This window comes from Haloprofundus halophilus (assembly GCF_003439925.1).
Taxonomy (GTDB): Archaea; Halobacteriota; Halobacteria; order Halobacteriales; family Haloferacaceae; genus Haloprofundus; species Haloprofundus halophilus.
The window spans coordinates 1,090,376-1,110,422 of sequence record NZ_QQRR01000001.1 but is presented as its reverse complement, the minus strand read 5'-3'; the positions used below and the strand labels follow the sequence as shown (position 1 = coordinate 1,110,422).

General features: G+C 61.5%; 21 protein-coding genes. 13 read left to right on the top strand and 8 right to left on the bottom strand.

Annotated elements, in window-relative coordinates; genetic code table 11:
* Positions 1–2 precede the first annotated feature (2 nt).
* Complete coding sequence (locus DV709_RS05635; RefSeq protein ID WP_117594138.1) at positions 3–329, bottom strand: hypothetical protein; 327 nt, start codon at positions 327–329, stop codon at positions 3–5.
* A gap of 353 nt (positions 330–682) precedes the next feature.
* Here DV709_RS05635 and DV709_RS05630 point away from each other — a divergent pair, with 353 nt between their 5' ends.
* On the top strand, positions 683–1,405 hold the full coding sequence (locus DV709_RS05630) for a DUF429 domain-containing protein (RefSeq protein WP_117592478.1): 723 nt from the start codon (positions 683–685) through the stop codon (positions 1,403–1,405).
* Between the two features lie 168 nt (positions 1,406–1,573).
* Here DV709_RS05630 and DV709_RS05625 read toward each other — a convergent pair whose 3' ends face one another.
* From DV709_RS05625 to DV709_RS05605, 6 genes are all read right to left on the bottom strand, one after another.
* A complete protein-coding gene (locus DV709_RS05625) occupies positions 1,574–2,962 on the bottom strand; it encodes a GIY-YIG nuclease family protein (RefSeq protein ID WP_117592476.1) in 1,389 nt (462 codons plus the stop codon).
* A gap of 36 nt (positions 2,963–2,998) precedes the next feature.
* On the bottom strand, positions 2,999–3,766 hold the full coding sequence (locus DV709_RS17615) for a hypothetical protein (protein WP_157972648.1): 768 nt from the start codon (positions 3,764–3,766) through the stop codon (positions 2,999–3,001).
* A 237-nt stretch (positions 3,767–4,003) separates the two neighbouring features.
* The gene (locus DV709_RS05620; RefSeq protein WP_117592475.1) at positions 4,004–6,115 is read right to left on the bottom strand and encodes a type B DNA-directed DNA polymerase; all 2,112 of its coding nucleotides are present in this window, start codon (positions 6,113–6,115) and stop codon (positions 4,004–4,006) included.
* 3 nt (positions 6,116–6,118) lie between these two features.
* Positions 6,119–6,379, bottom strand: coding sequence for a hypothetical protein (locus tag DV709_RS18175; protein ID WP_117592473.1), 261 nt, complete (start codon positions 6,377–6,379; stop codon positions 6,119–6,121).
* Positions 6,366–6,959 (bottom strand): hypothetical protein, encoded by a 594-nt coding sequence (locus DV709_RS05610; RefSeq protein WP_198665652.1) that lies wholly within the window; start codon positions 6,957–6,959, stop codon positions 6,366–6,368. Before DV709_RS05610 ends, DV709_RS18175 begins: the two co-directional genes overlap by 14 nt.
* 158 nt (positions 6,960–7,117) lie before the next feature.
* A complete protein-coding gene (locus DV709_RS05605) occupies positions 7,118–8,131 on the bottom strand; it encodes a Cdc6/Cdc18 family protein (protein WP_117592469.1) in 1,014 nt (337 codons plus the stop codon).
* 73 nt (positions 8,132–8,204) lie between these two features.
* Here DV709_RS05605 and DV709_RS05600 point away from each other — a divergent pair, with 73 nt between their 5' ends.
* Both DV709_RS05600 and DV709_RS05595 read left to right on the top strand, forming a co-directional pair.
* Positions 8,205–9,632: a PQQ-binding-like beta-propeller repeat protein gene (locus DV709_RS05600; protein ID WP_232819695.1), complete on the top strand. Its 1,428-nt coding sequence runs from the start codon at positions 8,205–8,207 to the stop codon at positions 9,630–9,632.
* 80 nt (positions 9,633–9,712) lie between these two features.
* Positions 9,713–9,967, top strand: a complete 255-nt coding sequence (locus DV709_RS05595) for a hypothetical protein (protein ID WP_117592465.1) — start codon at positions 9,713–9,715, stop codon at positions 9,965–9,967.
* Between the two features lie 20 nt (positions 9,968–9,987).
* Here DV709_RS05595 and DV709_RS05590 read toward each other — a convergent pair whose 3' ends face one another.
* Positions 9,988–11,421, bottom strand: coding sequence for a S8 family peptidase (locus DV709_RS05590; RefSeq protein WP_117592463.1), 1,434 nt, complete (start codon positions 11,419–11,421; stop codon positions 9,988–9,990).
* 282 nt (positions 11,422–11,703) lie between these two features.
* Between DV709_RS05590 and DV709_RS05580 the strand changes: the two genes are divergently transcribed.
* The 10 genes from DV709_RS05580 to DV709_RS05530 all read left to right on the top strand — a co-directional run bounded on the left by DV709_RS05580 (position 11,704) and on the right by DV709_RS05530 (position 20,020).
* Entirely contained in the window at positions 11,704–12,396 is a 693-nt protein-coding gene (locus tag DV709_RS05580; RefSeq protein ID WP_117592458.1) for a YqjF family protein, read from the top strand.
* Positions 12,397–12,619: 223 nt separating this feature from the next.
* Complete coding sequence (locus DV709_RS05575; protein ID WP_117592456.1) at positions 12,620–14,062, top strand: sulfatase; 1,443 nt, start codon at positions 12,620–12,622, stop codon at positions 14,060–14,062.
* 2 nt (positions 14,063–14,064) lie between these two features.
* On the top strand, positions 14,065–14,490 hold the full coding sequence (locus DV709_RS05570) for a GtrA family protein (RefSeq protein ID WP_117592454.1): 426 nt from the start codon (positions 14,065–14,067) through the stop codon (positions 14,488–14,490).
* Between the two features lie 261 nt (positions 14,491–14,751).
* Positions 14,752–14,910 carry a hypothetical protein gene (locus tag DV709_RS17995; RefSeq protein WP_168191234.1) on the top strand — a complete coding sequence of 53 codons (159 nt, stop codon included), beginning with the start codon at positions 14,752–14,754 and terminating at the stop codon, positions 14,908–14,910.
* Between the two features lie 256 nt (positions 14,911–15,166).
* Positions 15,167–15,346, top strand: coding sequence for a hypothetical protein (locus DV709_RS05560; RefSeq protein WP_117592450.1), 180 nt, complete (start codon positions 15,167–15,169; stop codon positions 15,344–15,346).
* Between the two features lie 273 nt (positions 15,347–15,619).
* Positions 15,620–16,648, top strand: coding sequence for a metallophosphoesterase family protein (locus tag DV709_RS05550; RefSeq protein ID WP_117592446.1), 1,029 nt, complete (start codon positions 15,620–15,622; stop codon positions 16,646–16,648).
* Positions 16,649–16,732: 84 nt separating this feature from the next.
* Positions 16,733–17,707 carry a DUF4129 domain-containing protein gene (locus tag DV709_RS05545; RefSeq protein ID WP_117592444.1) on the top strand — a complete coding sequence of 325 codons (975 nt, stop codon included), beginning with the start codon at positions 16,733–16,735 and terminating at the stop codon, positions 17,705–17,707.
* On the top strand, positions 17,704–18,255 hold the full coding sequence (locus DV709_RS05540; RefSeq protein WP_117592442.1) for a DUF7269 family protein: 552 nt from the start codon (positions 17,704–17,706) through the stop codon (positions 18,253–18,255). Before DV709_RS05545 ends, DV709_RS05540 begins: the two co-directional genes overlap by 4 nt.
* Complete coding sequence (locus DV709_RS05535) at positions 18,252–19,526, top strand: DUF58 domain-containing protein (protein ID WP_117592440.1); 1,275 nt, start codon at positions 18,252–18,254, stop codon at positions 19,524–19,526. Before DV709_RS05540 ends, DV709_RS05535 begins: the two co-directional genes overlap by 4 nt.
* The gene (locus DV709_RS05530; protein ID WP_117594136.1) at positions 19,523–20,020 is read left to right on the top strand and encodes a DUF7519 family protein; all 498 of its coding nucleotides are present in this window, start codon (positions 19,523–19,525) and stop codon (positions 20,018–20,020) included. Before DV709_RS05535 ends, DV709_RS05530 begins: the two co-directional genes overlap by 4 nt.
* Positions 20,021–20,047: the final 27 nt, after the last annotated feature.

The window sequence follows — 20,047 nt, the reverse complement described above, 5'->3', positions numbered from 1 at the left end:
AGCTACCACGGAGTGAGGTTGACGCACTCTGCAAGGGGGAGCCCCATCATCGAACCTGCAACGGTGTAGAGTGGGCCGAGGATGAGGAGGATGAGTCCAGATTTGAGCGCAGAGCGTCGGTGCTGCTTGATATTTCGTCGTTGCTCGGGAGTCGTGGTGAAGAGTTCAGCAAGTGAGTCCGCCTGCCACGCGATTGCAACACCGAGGACACCGATTCCAGTAGTGAGCTGGAAGAAGCCCTCGATCATTCCTGGGAGTCTGGCAGACGAGCAGATACCTGTCTCTTGAGCGAGTGCTGGTTGGACTGCTGTGAGGCTGAGTACTATCATAAGCACTCCGACCTTTCTCCCGTACTGTAGGATAGCAGTTCGTAGTGATTGTCCCACTTTCGGTATTATTGGGTCTTTGAATTCCATATTTTGTATTTCCTCTCTCATATCTGTTATAGGCAGATTTCTGGTTTGTTCGAGTTTAACGACTATATCCCGAGGAGTGAATCAGTAGACTATAAAATTTGGTATTCGGTTTATTTACCGACAGTACAACAATATTTTCTAGAAATATTCCAGTGTTGGTGACATTCTATCACCTGTCCCTACAGAAATCGATTGCGTGGACAACATCACACAATCATCTAATACCTTAAAATTGATAACATATCTATCCAGTTCACTGACCAACGATGCACGTTGTTGGTGTCGACGGTTGTCCTGACGGTTGGCTTGCAGTGAACTATGAGGATCAAAAGTACAACAGAACGGATCTCTACCAAAACATCGAAGAACTCTGGGAGAACCACCGGGATGCTGAGACAATTCTCATCGATGTTCCAATTGGCCTTCGAGAGAAATCCAACGACAAGCGCCACTGCGATTCGAAAGCCCGTGAAAAACTGAGTCCAGACCGACACACGAGCGTTTTCCCGACTCCCGTTCGAGAGGCAGTGCATTGCGAGGACTATGAGTCGGCAAAAGCAAAGCAAGAGAAGCTGACCGATGGGAGCCTCGGTACGCAGACGTGGGCAATTTCGGATAAAATCAAGGAGTTGGATGAGTTTCTCAGGAACACTGAAGATGCACGGGGTATCGTCCGTGAGGCACATCCTGAGGTCTGTTTCTGGGCATTCAACGACGAAGAAGCTATAGAATACTCGAAAACAAGCCAACCCCTCACGGCCTTTTGGAGCCGTGTCAACGTTCTCGAACGAGTCGACGAAGACGTGTTAACGCATTTGCGAGATGGAGGACTTGCAGTTGAGACTGAAGCCTCCAACGACGATTTGCTGGATGCGTTCGTGCTTGCGCTCACAGCGAGTGCACGTACTGGACCACTCCAGACGCTCCCTGAGGATCCCGAAGACGATCCAAAAGGGCTTCCCATGGAGATGGTCTATGCAGTGAGGTAGTTCCGTAGCCAGCCAATTTGTCTGGTAGAGTGTGGACTCACTCTTTGAGGGAGGTAGAGTCGTTATCGTTTAGTGTTCTTTGGAAAGAACGGAAGCAGCAGGTTCCTCGCCTTCGTCTGGAAAAGACACTACTGATGTCTCCACCCTCAATTACGATGGGTGTCGAGATTACCTAACAGAAGCAGGCCGAAACTGGAACCCACCCTGATTAGAAGGCGCTTCTGCTGGGACCTCTTTGTGGTTCAGGAGTTGATTCGGATATGCTTCGTAAGCCAACCCGATCAACAGTGCTTCTACCTCTGCCAAGTACGCTGGATAGCCATATGGCCCAGGGTGTTTTTGCGGGTCCCAAGCACGTATCCATAGGTACGTTTGCTCCTTGAGCTGGTGTGTACCTTGATCGAACAACTCGCTCGCCCAGCTGAGCTTCTTCGAATCTTTCCCGAACACCGTCCTTGATAGCTCTCCTATGTGGTAGTAATTCCCATCACCCCATCGAGCGAAACATCCAGTTCCAGTCCGATCCTTCGCAATCTCCTCGAAGTTCCCACTCAGTTCGTTCTTTTTCCCATAGGCCTCTGCCTTGCCAATATACCGTGGGGTGATGTCTTCTGGTGATGGGTTATCGGTGGCGAGCTGGTACATAACGTATAGTAGCCCGTTAGGTCCGTCTTTCACACCCGTTCTGTGGACACAGCGCTTTCCTTCCTGACGGATACGGGAATCAATGGCTTCGCTCCGCTTGAGTACTGTCGACGAACCACGTTCCTTAAAATCGACAACGAGATTTTCGTCCGTCTGGAACAATGGAATCGGGTCTTCTTCGGAGCCGCGGATCTCTCGACAGATTGTTTGCTCGACCCAGTCGTGCCAGAGGTCTGATTTGCTCTTACCGCTCAGGTCTCGACCCGCTTTGTTGGCGGCTATCTGTGCTTCTTCATTAGGCGTGTCATCTGCCAAATCCACCCACTCTGTTCCCACTTTCCCCATCTCATGAGCGACTCTGTTTGGAACGAAATCTCGGTTCGCGAAGGTTCGATTGAATCGAGGATTCGAATGGACGAGACCGACCGTCTTCGCCTCAAGCTCCTGTCGATATGTGGGATACCCATATGGACCGACGTCGATCTCGTTGACATCAACCACCCATGCATAGAGCGGTGAATCAGTACGGTCGTAGACGGTCGCAATATGATCGTATTTCCCGAAGCTCCCCCAAGATCCATCGTCTTCCCAGTCGGAGATTGGGAGGGCATTGCGTAGCTTTCTGAAATGAGTCAGGAGCCGACTTGCGACACTACCCGTTTCACCGATGTAGACTGGAATAATGTCTGAAGGTTTCTCGCCCAATCCGTCAAGGAGATACAAGAGATACAGATGATCGCCTCTCCCCCGTCCCAATCGGTAGGATTCATATTCATCAGTCACCTCTATCTCTTCGCCCGAATCGTCGATTATTGGAACTGGATCCGGCGTGTCAACTGTATTGATATCCGCGAGTACAGTTCGTCTAACCCACTCATCCCAGACCTCGTCCTTTGAGGGATGTTTTGACATTACTCACTGAATGAAGTTCGACCAGAAAAAACTGACTTAGACCTCAGAGTAGTATCGCTCACAAAATTCTGTCAACTTCTCTACATGGTCCTTTTCTCGTTTTACAGCCAAATAAATTTCCTTCGCATACTCTTTGATGTTCAATTCCGCTTTGTCTGGTAAACGAGACTGGAGATCTTCATCAAAGTCGTCGACATGTGCTTGAAGGATCTCCAATAACTCGGTAGAATAAGGATCGTGAAGTAGACGCTGGGTAGTTCGACTAAGCTTCTCAAGGTCATTTACCAGCGAACGGTATTCATCGTACTGCTCACGTGAAATATCGACTCCCTTAGGGTGAGGAGTGTTGAAAGCATGAATCCACCCTGGCTCAACTCGGTGTTTCTCGGTGAACTCTTCGACGGAGTTGCAATCAAAGGCGTCTCGCCGTGTGATATAGCCGCCAAATCGATACCGTCTCCAACATTTCACTCCTGCAATGTATACTGGATTCGCCCCAGCATCTGGTGCCAGCTGGATAGTACCTGACTTGGGTTTCGGCCGTTCGCCGGGTGGCCACCCGACCCAAGGATTGTCTCCAGCTTCGTCAGTTGCGAATTCGCCACAGTCTCTACAGACAGGATTCGAGTATCCGATTGGAAGTTGGTTAGCTTCTTCCTCTGGAATCCCACAGATGGCACATCGAATCGTTGGTCCTGAGGGCACCTCGTCGTCTGCAGATCCATAACGATCCGATCTGATGATGTCTTTTGGAGCTTCCGCGTTTGTTACTAGTCCAGATAAATCGAATTCCTCACGACTCATTTTGTGGTCAACTCTTCGAGATAGCTTTGCGACATATCCTAAGTGTATCTACTATTTTGTCATCGGTCGACGAGATTACTCTCTCATTGAAAGTACCTCAACAAAATATGATGCGTTCAGAATGATGGCCAGGACCTCGAAACCCTTGATAAGAATCCGCAATTGATCGAGACGAAACAGCGTCGCGCGATGATCCCGTTCCAAGAAGCACTCGACTGTTAGTAATCAGTCGACCCACTATCCCCACCTTTCGAACGCTGAGAGCTTCGAGTCCTGCGACCCTGACAACGCGTTCTCGATAGCAGAGCGACGCCATCCGAGCGGCGAAAGAACACTCTCGGCTGCACGGAGAAGTTGCGTCTCGTAGAAGTCGACATCGTACGTAGAGAGATCTTCGTGTGCCAACGCTACCCGATCTCTCGACCGTTTCTCGTCGTCAACGACGACGTAGGAGACACTCTCACCTGGACTCCTACTGAGGCCGTGTCCCTCGGCCCGTTCGAGTGCCGCGACGTTTCGCGTGTACTGCGAATACTCGTCGACGTGCTTCGTGACTCGGTTGTTGATGAGGAGGTCTTCCGGTTCAACGCCACCGCTCCGCAGACGCTTGACCCACAGCTTCAGTCGATCGCAGACTGGCTCTGGCTCTTGATACTCGTCGAGGATTCGAATCATGTCCGTCTGCGCTTCTTCGATAAAGGCTGGCGTGCTGCGCTGTCGGCACTCGATACCTCGATACTTGTATTCGTCCTCGTCGGCGACTTTCCCGAAATACTTCGTCAGCGCACCAGCGTCGCTATCGCGCATCGGGACGAATGCAATCCAGTCATACGCCGCTTCGTACTCCAACCGAATCCCTACTCCTTGGCTGATTTGCTCGACGAGTTCGTCGAGTGGCGTTTGCTCCTCGTCTCTGATTCGGCGGACCCAGATACTGTCGACGATACCGTGGACAATTTCCCAGCCATTCTGTTCGAACACTTGCTTCGAGTCGAGCAAGATCTCACGAGCGAACGCGTTAATCGCTTCGTGGCACTCGATGCGGCCGAACTTCGCGTTCGAAAATCCCTGATACCCGAAACAGGAGACGAGAATCCACTTGATGGCGTTCGAACGCCCTTCTAACACATTCTCTCGCTCTGGATCGTCTGTCTCGCGGAGTTCAGCTTTAATCGCGTCGCGATCTTCGATGAGCGGTTCGAGGACAGCTGGAAGATAGCCACGTTCGTCGCAGATACAGTACCCGAGTCCGGGAACGTCTTCTCGATCGGCGTGGCACTCACAGCGAATCTTCTCAGGACTCACGTTACGGGTAACGATGATGTTCGGGTACAGCGACGAGAAGTCGAGTTCGTGGACATCCTCGTGCAGGCCGACCTTCGGTGCGAACGTGAACCCACCACGGTCGGCTTCGTGCAACTGACACATCGTCTTGAACTGCTCGTGCCGCCAGGAGTTCCACGGCACCAACACACCTCGTTTCCGCGCCTCTCGAATCTGAATCGCTGTGAGGATAGTTCCGATAGACGACCAGGCTAACTCCTGAAGCGGTTTTCCTGACCGTTCGACGAGGTCAAGGCAGCCATCGAGATTCGTCTGGTTCCACATGAACGTGTTCGAGCGGTCGATAATCACCCGCCCAGGGAGGTTGTACCGCGCTGGCGAGTGACCGACGTTCCCATAACTCGCGTACGTCGACTCTCCAGCGAGCTGTTGCCAACCAGGGAGGCGTCCTAACTCGAACTCTCGGTTCCCAACTCGTTCGGCTTGTTCGTACAACCCCGGAACTGCCTCACTTGTGTTGAGTAGAAGGACGTCGGGGTCGTCAGCACTGAGCCGGTCGTGGACTACTTCAAGGACCTCCTCTTGCGTTCCACTTATCGTCTCGTCGTCCAGATCAGCCGTCGTAATTCGTCCACTGGCCAGCTGAGACTCTGAAATGGAGATATCGAGAACTGTGAGTGTTCGCTCGGGTGTCGACGACACGCCTTCTTCGAGGCAATACCTGAACTCACGGCTCAAATCGACGTTGTAGCATCGGTACTCGCCGGGTTTTCTCCACCCCCTGACTTCGTGTGCAACATCAGTAACTGCATCTAAGTCGACAACATCGACGCGAAGCACCGGTTCTTGATCGTGTCTGAACCCGATTCGCTCCTCTACCAAGTGTGCGAGTGTGACCTTGGGATGTCGACGAAGGACTTCCGAGACCTCCGCAAGGTCGCCCTCTCCGTGCGCCGAGACGTATATCGTCGGCTCGTACGACGAGTTTCGAGTGAACTCCACACCGTCAGGAGTTAGTGACCACTCGAGTACGTCGCCTTCGAGATAGTCGAATTTGAACGACATAGCTCACTCGACGAATTCGTCGATGTCCATTCGATTCTCAAGCGATGTAATCCGCTTCTCCTGTTCCAATGCGATGGAGAACAGAATCGGAATCTCGACAGACTGATGATTGAGATACCCACCTGCATCTGCATGAGCGCGAGCGTGCTCGAACAGCTGGTCGAAGTACGGTTGGTCACCGTGTCTGAGCGCTCGTCGGTAGTCCGACCATCGGCTTTCAGTCGCTCGGACCATGTCGCGGTACGTCGGATTAGTTCGCCCCAACGGTGGTCACCTCCGGAGACGAAGTCACCGGAACCACAGCCGGGTGACGGGCAGCGAGAATCTGGTTCCAGTACGCAATCGTCGTCTGGACCATTCCGTTTTCGAGCGGGTAGACGAGTGTCTCGAACGAGTCACCCGAGAACCGCGGCCCGTACTTTGTCAGCTCACACTCAACTGTTTCTGAAACTGCATTGTGGAGTGGTTCGGCGAAGTCGTCTCTTTCTGATAGCGTGAGGAGAATCGGTACGTCGACGTTGTCGAGCAACTCCATGACTCGCGAAACTGCCTCCGAGAACATTCGTTCACCTTGACCGCGTCGGAGGTCGTCAGCCCGGTAGAACCAATCGAACTCCGGAAGGACGACGAGCGACGTGTCCTCGGTGATCTGATCCGGAAGGTCCGTTAGCAGGCTGTAGTGCTGCCATGGCGTGAATCCCCGAGCGATGTGAATGCGGTCGAGGACTCTCATAGTCGGTGCAATCTGACACAGTTGCTGTGTCGTCCCGTTTCCACGAGCGTCGACCCAGACTGCGTCACCACTTTCTAAGAGCAGGTGGTCGACGACGAGCGACTGTAACACACCTGTCGCTCTACGATTTGCCTGTAACAGTGTCATCCCGTCGTTTAGCGTCGGGAGCGTCGGTTGGTCATTGGTCTGCTGGTACATCACAACAGTATCTAGGCGGCTTTCGTGTCATAACCAAGACAGGGGTGTTTCCGAAATTCCGATACTGTCTTTCAGGACCCATTTTCCCGAGGTCTGTAGGTCCGCGCACGCTTCTCACCTTGGGCGACGACGAGTCGATACTGCTCCATCTTTTGGAGGTAGTTACGAACGGTTCGCTTCGTCTTTGGTTCGTCGACGTACTCACAGTATTCGTCGTAGAGATCGCCCGGACTCATCTCGCCTTCTTCGAGTAAAATTTCGTAGAGGGCGCGCTGATGCTCGCGCAATTTGTCAGCAGTCGACCGTCGGATCTCTTCGCGTCCGTCGGGGACAGCCTCGTGTAGAATCTCATTCGAGATTGTGTTGCAAGACTGCTGATCTGCGAGTCGCGCGGCGTTGCGAAGAATGCTGATTCCGATCCGTGCATCACCGGCTGCAGCATCGGCAATGAGAGCGAGTTGCTGATTTCCGATAGCATTTTCCGATAATCCCCAGCGTGCCCGCGCAGCTAAAATCGCGACGAGTTCGTCGAGGTGGTATCTCTCGAATTCAACCCGGACGCTCCCGTGCAGACGGCTCGTCAAGCGTTCGTCGAACATCGAGAACAGGTCCTCTTCGCGGTTGGCGATGAGCACCATCGTAATCTTACGCGTGCGATAGAGGTCATAGAGAACGCTCTTATCTTCGAGTTGGTCGACTTCGTCGAGAATGACAACGTAGTGCGGCCCATCGTACTCTTGGATCCGAGTCAGGAGTTCGTCCCGTGGTGTGGAGCGTCGGTGAATATCCACCGTTTGGTCGATACCTTCGAGAATACGGTAAAGCACACGAAACCGAGTGTAGTCCTGCCAGCAGTTGATGTACTGTGTGTTGATGTCGAGGACGTTCTCTCGGAGGCGTTCGACGGTAAACTGCGCAATGCACGTTTTCCCAGCACCGGATGGTCCAAGGAGGAGTGAGGTCTCTCCCGGCTGACCATCCATAATCGGTTTGAGCGCGTTCGAGAGGACGTTCGTCTCCTGATTGCGATGCTCGATCTCCTGAGGGATGAACTCGGGCTGTAGAACGCGAGCATCGTTGATCATGCTTACCAGCAGTCTTCCTCGTGAGCTGTAATAAACGGAACAGGGTGATTTCCGATAGTTCCGATAACTAGTTTTGCGCTCGTCACCCGCAACCGTCCACAGATTACTCAACAGAGGAAATAAGCCAGTCTGCACCCGTCTCTGTCACTTCGCTCTGTTCTATTCGGAGAGAAAACATATACCAGGTCGTAGAGAAGCGGCAGCCATGCGGACCTCCAGCTCTCGTCGACAACTCCTCCAAACGCTCGCCACAGGAGGGACACTCGCTCTCGCCGGGTGTACGTCCACCCGGACAGAGCAACCACCCGCGGACGACTCGTCCAGCGATACACCGACTGCGTCGGCGACCGACTCACCGGACACGCCCGGAGAACTCACTTCGGGTCCCGACGAGCGAGAAACGCGGACGCCCCCGGGGTCACCGGAGCTCTCCCCGAGCGGTCAGTGGCCTACCTACCGGTTCGACGCGGCCAACACCGGCTACAACCCGTCCGGAGCGGGCCTCCGGAACGCTGACCACTATTGGCGGCTCCAGCCTGTCGGACCTGCGAGCGTCGCCGACGGCACATTGTTCACACTTTCGGGCGAGTCGGAATACACGTCGCTTACTCGAAGAGACCCTGCTACCATCGAGATCGAGACGCAGACACGACTCGTCCAGTATGGGACGAACTCACCACCGACGGTGGTCGGAGACCGGGTATACGTAACATCGTTCATCGAGGTGTTCTGTCTGGCGGCCGACCGGGATGAACTGCTGTGGCGCGGCCCCGAGATGGACGGCATTCAGGGGAACCCGACGGTCAGCGATGGAACGGTGTACGTCAACAGCGGTGGCTTTCGATCTGTATCACCGCATCTGCGAGCGTTCGACGCAGAGACGGGCGAAGAACAGTGGCGCTACGACATTGAGAGTGAATCGAAGTCGACACCGGCGGTCGCCGACGGCCGCGTCTTCGTCAACAGCCGTGACGGACTCCACGCCGTCGACGCAACCGACGGAAGCGCGCAGTTCACCGTCGAGGAGGCGGCCGACGAATGGGGGACGCCTGCGGTCGATGACGACACCGTGTACGCAGTGGCGTATCGTGACGGCCCTGACGAACTGCTCGCTATCGACGTCACCGACGGAAGCGTTCGCTGGCGTATGTCTGCCGGAGCGATGCGAAGCGACCCACCCGTCGTCACTCCGGATGCGGTGTACGTCGGGACGGAGGAGAGTATCGTCGCCGTCGACCCCACCAACGGGCGCAAGGCACTGACACTCGGCGGAAGCGGCGAACCGGTCGCCCGCGTCGGCGACGTGCTCTACACGGTTCGGCGGGGGACGGTATCGGCGCTTGATACCGCCGGTGAGGGCGAACTCTGGAGCTACGAGACCGAGGAAGTACAAGTGCAAGATACGATTGGGCAGACGATCTACGGTGTTACTCCCGTCGACGACGCCGTATACGTGAGCGCCCGAGACGGATTCCACGGCATCGGTCTGAGCAACTCTTGAATTGCCGCTCGTCGATATCGAATCTCTGGTCCGTTGACTGTTCTGAGGATACATCCTCTCGAACATTGTATTCATAGCCGATGAGCGACGTAGACCGACTGGAACGACGGGTACGAACGCTCGAGCGCCACGTACTGGGTGCGGAGGCGGAGGACTACGCCGGCTCCTCGTCGGAGCGAACGGAGCAACCGCTCAGCGGGTTGGTCCACCGCGTCCGACGACTCGAATCGGCCGTCGTCGACGAGGAGGAGTCACCGAGTCTGCAGCAACGCGTGCGAGAACTCGAACGGCGCGTCGAGGAACTCGAAACGTCGGACGCGCGAAGCGAACGGTAAGCGGTCGGCCGAGTACCCGCTTACTGCGCGGCTTTCACCAGTCGTTTCAGGTCGAGGTGACCCGCGCCGTGGTAGGCGTCGTCGCTATCCTTCACGCTGCTGGCGGTGTCTCGGATGAGCGCCTCGACCTCCTCGGCACCGGCGTCGGGTCGCAGCGAGCGGACGAGCGCCACTGCTCCCGACACCTGCGGCGCGGCCATCGACGTTCCGGCCTTCCAGCCGTAGCCGGCGACGACGGAGCCGTCCTCCTCGACGAGGTTGACCGTCGAGAACACGAGGTCGCGCTCTGCGCCCTCGACGCCGCCGTCGAGCGCGTCGAGGTCGGCGTCACCGCCGGCGGCGGAGACCTCGACGGCGCTACCGTAGTTCGTGTAGAACGCCGGGTCCGTCGTCTCCTCTTCGAGGCGATTCCCGGTCAGCCACTTCTCCTCGTTGTCGGAGTGCTTGCCGCCCCAGCCGTAGCCGATTGGGCCGGTGGCGGAGACGCCGAAGATACCGTCGACCTCGGTCGGCAGGCTCAGAATACCCTCGGCGTCCATGTCGAGGCCGTCGTTGCCGGCGGAGTTGACGATAACCATCTCCTTCTCGCGCGCGTACGCGGCGACGCGGCGGTACGCCTCTTTGATGGCGAGCAGTTCGGGGAACTGCTCGGGGTCGACGTACGGATACGGGTAGCCGAGGCTGATGTTGGCGGCGTCGCAGCCCTGATTGGCCGCGTAGACGAGCGCCATGAGCGTATCGCCGGTCGCGCCCTCGACGCCGGAGAAGACGCGCAGCGAGAGCAGTTCGGTCTCCGGGGCGGTGCCGAGCACGCCGCCGGCGGGGCCGTCGTTGCTGTTCGTCGCCGCGATGGTTCCGGCGACGTGGGTGCCGTGGCTGCCCGCGCCGTTCGGCCGGAAGTCCATACCGTCGGTCGTGAAGTTCGCCGAGAGCTCGGGGTTCACCACGTCGGCGAGGTCCGGGTGCGCGTCGTAGACGCCGGAATCGACGACGGCGACGCGCGTACCCGCGCCCTTCGTCACGTCGTGGACGAACGTCCCGTCGCCGGGTTTGTCGGTCAGGTCGCCGACGTTCTGGACGCGCTTGTCCCACTGGAGTTCGGTGTTCGTCGCGGGGCCGTCGTGGTTGTGGCTCGCGCTCTCCTCGCTCGCTTTCGGACCGTCGGCCTCCGCCGCGACGCCGCCGTTCGCCTGATACACCGTCACGTCCGGCGTCGTCGCGGCCGCCCCGCCGACGGCCGCGGCGTCGCCGCGGGCGACCAGCAAGTCGACTTCCGAGAGGTCGTGGACGATTTCGACGCTGTCGGGGACGTCCGCGCGAGAGACCTCGCGAAGGTCGACGAGGAACCGGTCGTCCGCTCCTGTCGCGCCTGCTGCGGTCCCCGCGCCGAGTGCGAGACCGCCGAGTGCTGTGCCGGTGAACTTCAGGAACGTCCGCCTGTTATGCTGAGTCACGGTAGACGGTTCCACACCGCGCGTAAATATTTTACTACATGTTTCTTTTCTTGAACTTAGTAAAACGGAGCTAAAGTTGCTCGTCGACCACTCTGTTGTGCCTACGCGACGAAAGCGTAATTGCAGGCGATTCGCAGCGTGTGAGAGAGAGAGCCGTCGGTTCGCGGTTCACGGTTTGCGGTTCGCGGTTCGCGGTTCGCGGTTCGCGGTTCGCGGTTCGCGGTTCGTTCGGTGTCGCCTCTCCGACCGAAGCTTACTACCTCCTTCGCTCGTAGCGCGAGCATGGTACTCCTGCTGGCGATGGGGTGGCGGCATCTCCTGTTCGAGAACTGGCGCGTCGACCCCGACCGCCTCGCCGACCACCTCCCCGAGGCGCTCGCCGTCGACGAGTACGACGGGTCCGGCTGGCTCTCGGTGGTACCGTTCACGAACGTGAGCGTCCGCCCGAAAGGGCTCCCGCGGCGGCTGGGGCTCTCGCTCCCCGAACTGAACCTCCGAACGTACGTCACCTACGAGGGCGAACCGGCGGTGTACTTCTTCAATCTCGACGCGCAGGGGGCTCTGAGCGTCCTCGGCGCGCGGGTGTTCCACCACCTCCCGTACTACTACGCCCGAATCTCGCTCGAACTCGACGACGGCCGCGTCGAGTTTCGGAGTCGACGACTCCACCCCGGCGACAGACCCGCACACTACCGGGCGACCTACTGGCCGACGGGCGACCCGTTCTCCTCGGCCGACGACCCGCTGGCGGCGTTCCTGACCGAGCGTTACCGGTTCTACACCGAAGCGCCCGACGGGACGGTTCGGTACACCGATGTCGACCACGACTCGTGGACGCTGTATCCGGCCGACGCGACGGTCGAAACCGAGACGCTCTTTCGCGCGAACGGCTTCGCCCGGCCCGACGGAGAGCCGATTCGTTACTACAGTCGGGGTCTGGACGTCGTCGCATCGCCGAGCGCGTCCGTCCGATAGGGTGGCGACGACAGGGTAGATCAGCGTTCTCGAGCCCGAACGACCCCGATTCACGCCAATCGTCGAAACCGAAACTGTGACAGGGGTGACCTGCGTAGGGAGGACGTTACTGGCGTCCACGCCTTCGACACTGACTGGACCGCCTCGTCGACAGCGTCGGTGGAAACGGCGGTCGGGTGGAGACCAGAGGGGCGCCAGTCTGTGGCAACACGGCTCGCTACCCATGACGACACACGCCGACATCTCCAACGTGGTACTCGTGACGGTCGATTCGCTCCGTTCGGATGCGATCAGTCCGTACGACTCCGACCGGCACACGCCCGTACTACAGGAGTTGGCCGACCGAGGGACGGTGTTCGAGAACGCGTTTGCGACGGGGAACTGGACGCCGTTTTCGTTCCCCGGACTGCTCGCCTCGCGCCCCGTGTTCGCGGATACGGGTCGCATCGGCGTGAGCGAGTCGCCGACGCTCGCCGAGACGCTCTCGGAAGCGGGCGTCGAGACGGGCGGGTTCAACGCAGCCAACGGGTTCCTCACCGACCACTGGGGGTTCGACGAGGGGTTCGACGAGTTCGAGCCGTTCGTCGCGGACGTCGGGTCGAGTCTCTACGGCCGCTATCTCGCCGCTCACCCGACGGTCGAAGGGTGGCTCCAGCTCGCCGCCTCGCCGTTCCGACGGCTCTCCTCGCGGCTCAGACGCGACGGCGACGACAAGCCGTTCCTCGACACCTCGCGCATGCTCGACGTGGAGCGAGCGGCGACGTCGTTCGTCGAGGACGCCGACGAGCCGTTCTTCCTGTGGGTTCACTACATGGACGCCCACACCCCCTACGTCCCCGCACCGCGCTACATCCGCGAGGTCTCCTCGGCGATGTTCGGCACCCACCGGATGCTCCTGGCGCACACCCGCACCGGCCTCGGGTGGGAGGTCGGCGACCGGACGCTCTCGGACCTCCGGACGCTGTACCAGGGGGCGGTCAGGCAGGTCGACGCGAGTATCGGTCGCCTCCTCGACAGCCTCGACGCGGCAGGACACCGCGACGAGACGGCCGTCGTCGTCGCCGGCGACCACGGCGAGGAGTTTCAGGAACACGGCCACCTCGCCCACTATCCGAAGCTCTACGACGAACTCATCCACGTCCCGCTCGTGGTCGACGTCCCGGGCGCGGACGCTCGGCGCATCGACGGACACGTCGGCCTCGACGCCGTCCCGCCGACGGTCTGCGACCTCTTCGACGTCGACTCGCCAGCGGAGTGGAACGGCGAGAGCCTCGTTTCGAGCGTCGTCGACGGCACGGACCCCGGCGCCGACCCCGTGGTCTCCGTCGCGGTCCGCGGCGACGACGTCACCCAACAGCCGATCCCCCGCAGTCTCGACGACGGTGACCTGCTCGTGAGCGTGCGGACGCGCGAGTGGACCTACGTCGAGAACACCGAGACCGGCGCACGGGAGCTGTACCACCGAGCGAGCGACCCCGACCAACAGACCGACCGAACCGTCGCTCCCACCCCTGAGGACGAGTCGGTCGTCGCTCGACTCCGCGAACCGGCGGTCGAACACGCCGAACTGCTCGCCGGAGCCGGCGAGGGTGCACTTGACGACGCGTCCGACGACGCCGTCGACGACGCCGTCGAAACCCGCCTCTCCGCGCTCGGATACCGATAACCGTGGTCCGAGCGCTGCTGCGGGCCCTCGTAGAGAGCCCCATCGCCGTCCGCCTGCGTCGCTTCGTCATCGTCGGTGCGGTCGCCGCGGGCGTCCAGATGGTGTTGCTGTGGCTGTTCGTCGAACGGGGGCGGATAAACTACCTGCTGGCGGCCGCCATCGCCATCGAGATAACCATCGTCTTCCAGTACGTGTTGAACAACACGTGGACGTTCCAGGCGTTTCAGAACACCGGGACGAACGCGTTTCTCTCCGGACTGGTGAAGACGAACCTCGTCCGCGGGAGCGCGATTCCGATCCAACTCGGTATCCTCTACGGGTTGGTCGCGTGGCGGGGCGTCCCGTACCTACTCGCCAACGGCCTCGCAATCGTCATCAGCGGCGTCTACCGGTACGTCCTCGACTCGCGGTGGACGTGGGCGGATTGACATCCACCCGAGACTGGACCCGCGGACTCCGGAGTTCCCGCTCGAACGTCTGTGAGACGCCGGTCGCCGGTTTCGAGAGCGGACCCGTACGCCGCAGGAACGGCGACGCCGCGGCCGTAGCTTCTCCTTCTTTTTCTCACGCATATTCGGTTCAAAATCGCATGACGGAGGCGGATTTTACACTTTCACCGCGGATGGACAACCTTCTAATGTATCTACCGTCACAACCAACCAAGCGGGCGCGACGCCCCCTGAGTATCTATGTTCGAATCTGTCAAATCCGTCGTCGGTCGGGAAACGCGCGACGCGACGTTCTACGAGTGTCGTCGCTGCGGAACCACGCTCGATGCGGACGACGAGCGCTGTCGGTGCTGTGGTTCCGCCGACGTCGCCGAGTACGCCGCCGAGTCGCTGGAGTGACCGCTCGACACCGCTTACATCAACGCCCCGAAGCCACCGCTTCTCCCGACGCGGTTCGCTGAAACGCAACCAGGTCGTACCCCCGGAGTCCCGACTCTCCCGCCGCTCGTCGAGTCGACCCCACCGCTCGTCGAGTCGGCCCCGCCGTTCATCGAGTCGACTCCGCCGCTCGCCGAGTCGACCCCGACGCCGTCGTTCAGTTTCACTTTCGCTCTGCTAGGCTCGCCTACAAGTCACTCAGTACGAATGTACGTGTATGAGCATCGCCGTGAGGCGTGACCGAGAGCAGTCGCGGAAGTGCATCGACATAACCGACCTGGCCGCCGAGGAGGTTCCCGCCTGCGTCGACCGTCAGCGCGAACGCGGCGTCGAACTGTACCTCGAACGGAAAGGTGCGAGAACGTTTCTAGTGTCCGCGCCGACGGGGAATCAGTAGTCCCGGTCACCGCACAGGGCGTCTGTCGAGCGCCGAGGCGGCCGTCGACGCGGGGGCGGCCGTCGACGCACGTTCGGCACTCCGACGTCGGTACGCGTCCGCCTCGGCGACGAACCCGAACTCGAAGAGACGGGGCTCGAATCTCTCGTCGTCGATGGTGAGGGAGTTTCTTCGCCCGCAGATTCGGATAAGACGCGCGTTCGCTACTCTCACAAAATTATAACGCGGCCGATATGTTTACCCGCCCGGACGGGCTAGCCCCGCCGAACACCGATGTCCGGCCCCACCCGCGAAACCGAACTCGCGCATCTCGACCGACCGAAAGCACCCGAGACGACGCTCGCCGTCGTCTCCGACGCCCACGTCACTGCCGACGCCGAGGGGACGTGGAAGGTGTTTCACCGGACCGAGTCCCGACTCGAATCGGTCGTCGACGACGTGAATCGGCGGGACGTCGACGGACTCGTCTTCGCGGGCGACCTGACGAAGGACGGGGCACCCCCGGAATTCGACCGCGTCGAGGAGATTCTCTCGGAACTCGACGCGCCGTACCTCGCCGTCCCGGGGAACCACGACGTCCCGAAAGCGTTCGACGACCACCAGACCCCCCCGCTGTCCTCGTTCGTCGCCGCGCACTGTCCCGACGAGTTGCCGTATCGGTCCCGTCTGGGCGGTCTCGACGTCGTCTGTCTCAACAGCGCCTCCGACGCCGACGGGACGCTCCGAGAGGGCCACGCGGGCCGCATCTCCGACGCACAACTCGACTGGATAGCGGACGCCGTCGACCCCGAGCGCCCGACGGTCGCCGTCTTCCACCACCCGACGACCCACGTCGGCCGCCTCGTCGAGCGGTTCCCCGACACCGACCACTACCAGCTCCGGAACGCCGACGCAGTGGTCGAGGCGCTCGATTCGGCCGGCGTCGAATTGGCTGTCTCGGGCCACATCCACTGGCCGACGGCCGCCCGCGTCTCCGGCGTCTCCGGTGGGTCCGACGAGTCCGGCGTCTCCGACGGTCGTCCTCGCGGCGGACGGGCCGACTCGTTTGACGGCGTGACGCAGGTGACGACGCCCGCCGCGTGTTCGTTCCCGCAGGGATACTTGCTCGTCCGCGTGACCCCCGACGGAACCACGGTCTCGATGGTTCCGCTCGGCGACGACGAGAGCCGAACCGAGGCGTACCGCCACGCCGCCGCCGACGGCGCTCGAAACGACGCCATCGTCGAGAGCGCCGACGACGGATACTTCGACTCGTTTCCGTTGGTCGACGAACGCGCACCCGAACCTCCCACCTCCGACTGAGTCTCTCCGGCGATCCGTTCGTGATTCCTGGCTGATGAGTCAGTGTCGAAACCACTATACGGCGTTGCCACGCTATCACGTGCCGTGCAGAGAGACACAGCCCTCCGGATCGGTCTCGCCGCTCTCGCCGTCTGCGCGCTCGCCCTCGCCGCCGCGACCCTCGACTCCGCGGTCGTCATCGACGACGGCGGCAGTTTCGGCCTCGGTACCTCCGACAGCGGTAGTTTCGGCGGGGGCAGCGATGCTCCCGAAGAACAACAGCCGTTCGTGAACGGCGAGAGTGAAGCGGCCCCGCTGCTGAGCTTCTGTGTTCCCTGGCTGACGCAGTGGTGGGTCGCCTCCACCATCGTCGGCGCGTTCGTCGCGATGAACGCCGTCGCCCGATACAAAACCGGGTCGTACCTCCTCGGCCTCGCGTTCACCGTCTCGTTCGGCAGCCTGGTTCTCATCTTCTACGTGCTTCTCACCTCCTGTGCGACCCCGGACTCGTCGTTCGGATTCGGCGGCGGAGAGAACTCGACCAACAGTTCGCTGTTTCCGGGCTCGGCGGGCTCGTCGGGGCTCACCGGGACCGGCGAGACGCTCACGACGCCGACGATACTGCTCTTGGCCATCCTCGGGGTCGTCCTCGTCGGCGCGGTGCTGTTGCTGTTCGTCTCCACCGGCGACGACGACGAGGTCGTCGACGGCACCGACGATACGCCCGACCCGATACCCGACGTGGCCGCCCTCGGAGCGGCCGCCGGTCGCGCGGCCGACCGAATCGAAGCCGACGCCGACACCGACAACGAGGTGTACAGAGCGTGGGTCGAGATGACCGGCCTGCTCGACGTCGAGCGTCCGCAGACGAGCACCCCCGAGGAGTTCGCCGTCGCCGCCGAGGACGCGGGGATGGCCCGCGGGGACGTGCGCGAACTCACGGAACTGTTCGAGTACGTCCGTTACGGCGAGGGAACGGTGACCGCCGACCGGGAGGAACGCGCCGTTTCGGCGCTCCGTCGCATCGAGTCGGCGTACGCCGACGGCGCTGCGGACGCCGAGGGAGACGAGAGCCGGTGAGAACCGTCACCGCGTTCGCGGGGCTCACCGCGACCGTCTTCGGCTTCGCCGTCGTCGTCAACCGGGGTCTCGCCGGGGCGTTCGGCCTCGACTACCTCGTCGTGACGCTCGTCGGCGCGCTCGCGCTCGTCCAGGGGATTCGGTACGGCCTCTCCCGTCGAAAGACGACGTTCCACGCCACGACGACCGACGACCCGGAACTCCGATACCACGTACCGGTGCCCGGCGACGACGTGGACGTCGAGTTCGCAGGCGAGCGCTCGCTCGGGCGCGCACAGAAGCGAGAGCGAGTCCGCGAACGACTCCGCGAGGCGGCGCGCGAGACGCTCGTCGGATACGGCGGTCTGACGCCCGAGGAGGCGCAAGAACGCCTCGACGCCGGCACGTGGACCGACGACCCCGTCGCGGCCGCGGCGCTCCGGGAGTCGCCGCCGCGTCCGTCGCTCGTCGCTCGCGTCCGAGCGATGCTCCGAACCGAGTCGCCCTTCGAGCGGAGCGCCCGCCGCGTCGTCGACGAACTCGTGGCGATTCAGGAGGGGAGCCGATGAGCGCTTTCGAGACGAACCGGTGGACGGGCGTCGAGGCGCTCGCACTCCTCTCGGGGAGTCTGGCGATTCTCGTCTCGCCGCGCCAGCCGGCGCTGTTGCTCGCCGGCGTGCTGGGCATCGCCTACGCCGCGTACGCCTACGGCGGCGACGCGCCGGACCCCTCGGTGGCCGTCGAACGCGAACTCGACGACTCTACGGCGGCACCCGACGAGACGGTTCGCGTCACCGTCACCGTCCGAAACGTCGGCGAATCGACGCTTCCCGACCTCCGCGTCGTCGACGGCGTTCCGCCCGCGCTGGAGGTCACGGACGGGACCGCTCGGCTCGGAACGGCGCTCAGGCCGGGGAAGCGAGCGCGCTTCTCGTACGCCGTCAGGGCGGTGCGCGGCGAACACGAGTGGGAGCCGATGCGGATTATCGCTCGCAACGCCAGCGGGAGCAACGAGCGCGCGACGGCGGCGAGCACCGAGACGGTGCTCCGCTGCGAACCGCGGCTGTCGGCGACCGAGAACCTCCCGCTTCGGGGGCTGACGACGCAGTACGCCGGACGCATCTCGACGGACGTCGCCGGCGCGGGACTGGAGTTCACTTCGACGCGGGAGTACCGCCGCGGCGACCCGCTCAAGCGCGTCGACTGGAACCGACTCGCGCGAACCGGCGAACTCGCGACGACCGAGTTCCGAGAGGAGCGGGCGGCGACGGTCGTGTTGCTCGTCGACGCCCGCGAGGGCTCGTACCTCGCGCCCGAACCCGACGCGCCGAACGCCGTCGAACGGTCGGCGGAGGCCGCCGGCGAGACGTTCGTCGCGCTGCTGGACGGCGGCGACCGGGTCGGGTTGGCGACGTTCGCCGCCGAGAGCCTCTGGCTGCCGCCGGGAACCGGTCGAGACCACCGCGCGCGCGGGCGAAGACTGCTGGCGACGCATCCGTCGCTCGCGCCGACGCCGCCGGAGGACGCCGCGTTCTTCCCCTCGATTCGCCTCCGCCGCCTCCAGCGCCGCCTGCCGGCGGACGCACAGGTCATCCTGTTCTCGCCGCTGGTCGACGACTACGTCGTCACCGCGGCGCGGCGTCTCGACGCCCACGGTCACCTCGTCACCGTCGTCAGCCCCGACCCGACGGCCGACGAGACGCCCGGCCGCCGCCTCGCACGCGTCGAACGCCGGAACCGGATGAGCCGACTGCGCCGGGCCGGCATCCGGGTCATCGACTGGCGCGACGAGTCGCTGGCGACCGAACTCGCTCGCGCACGGGAGCGGTGGTCCTCGTGAGCGAAATCACGCGGAAACCCGCACTTCTGAGCGTCTCGCTCTCGATGGTCGGCGCAGGCGTCTGTCTCGTCGCGGCGGCGCTGAGCTCGTCGACGGCGCTCGCGGCGGCGGCCGTCGGCGTCGTCGTCCTCGCGGTCGGGTTGGTGATCGGCGGACGCCGAGCGGTGACTGCCGGCGGCGTCGCCCTGTTCGCGGCGATCCTCTTCGGCGGTATTGCCGGGTCGGGCCCCGAACTGCTGCTCGTCGGGCTTCTCGCGGCCGTGTTCGCGTGGGACGCCGGCGAGAACGCCATCGGTATCGGCGAGCAGCTCGGTCGGGAGACGAACACGACCCGCGCCGAACTCGTCCACGCGGCGTCGACGCTCTCGGTCGGTATCGTCGCGACCGTCCTGGGTTACGGTGCGTACCAAGCCGCCGGCGGCGGGCAGCCGGTGACGGCGCTCGTGTTCCTCCTGTTGGGCGTCGTCGCGCTCGTGGCGGCGCTGCGCGACTGAAGCTGCGGGTGAAAAATCGACTCGCGT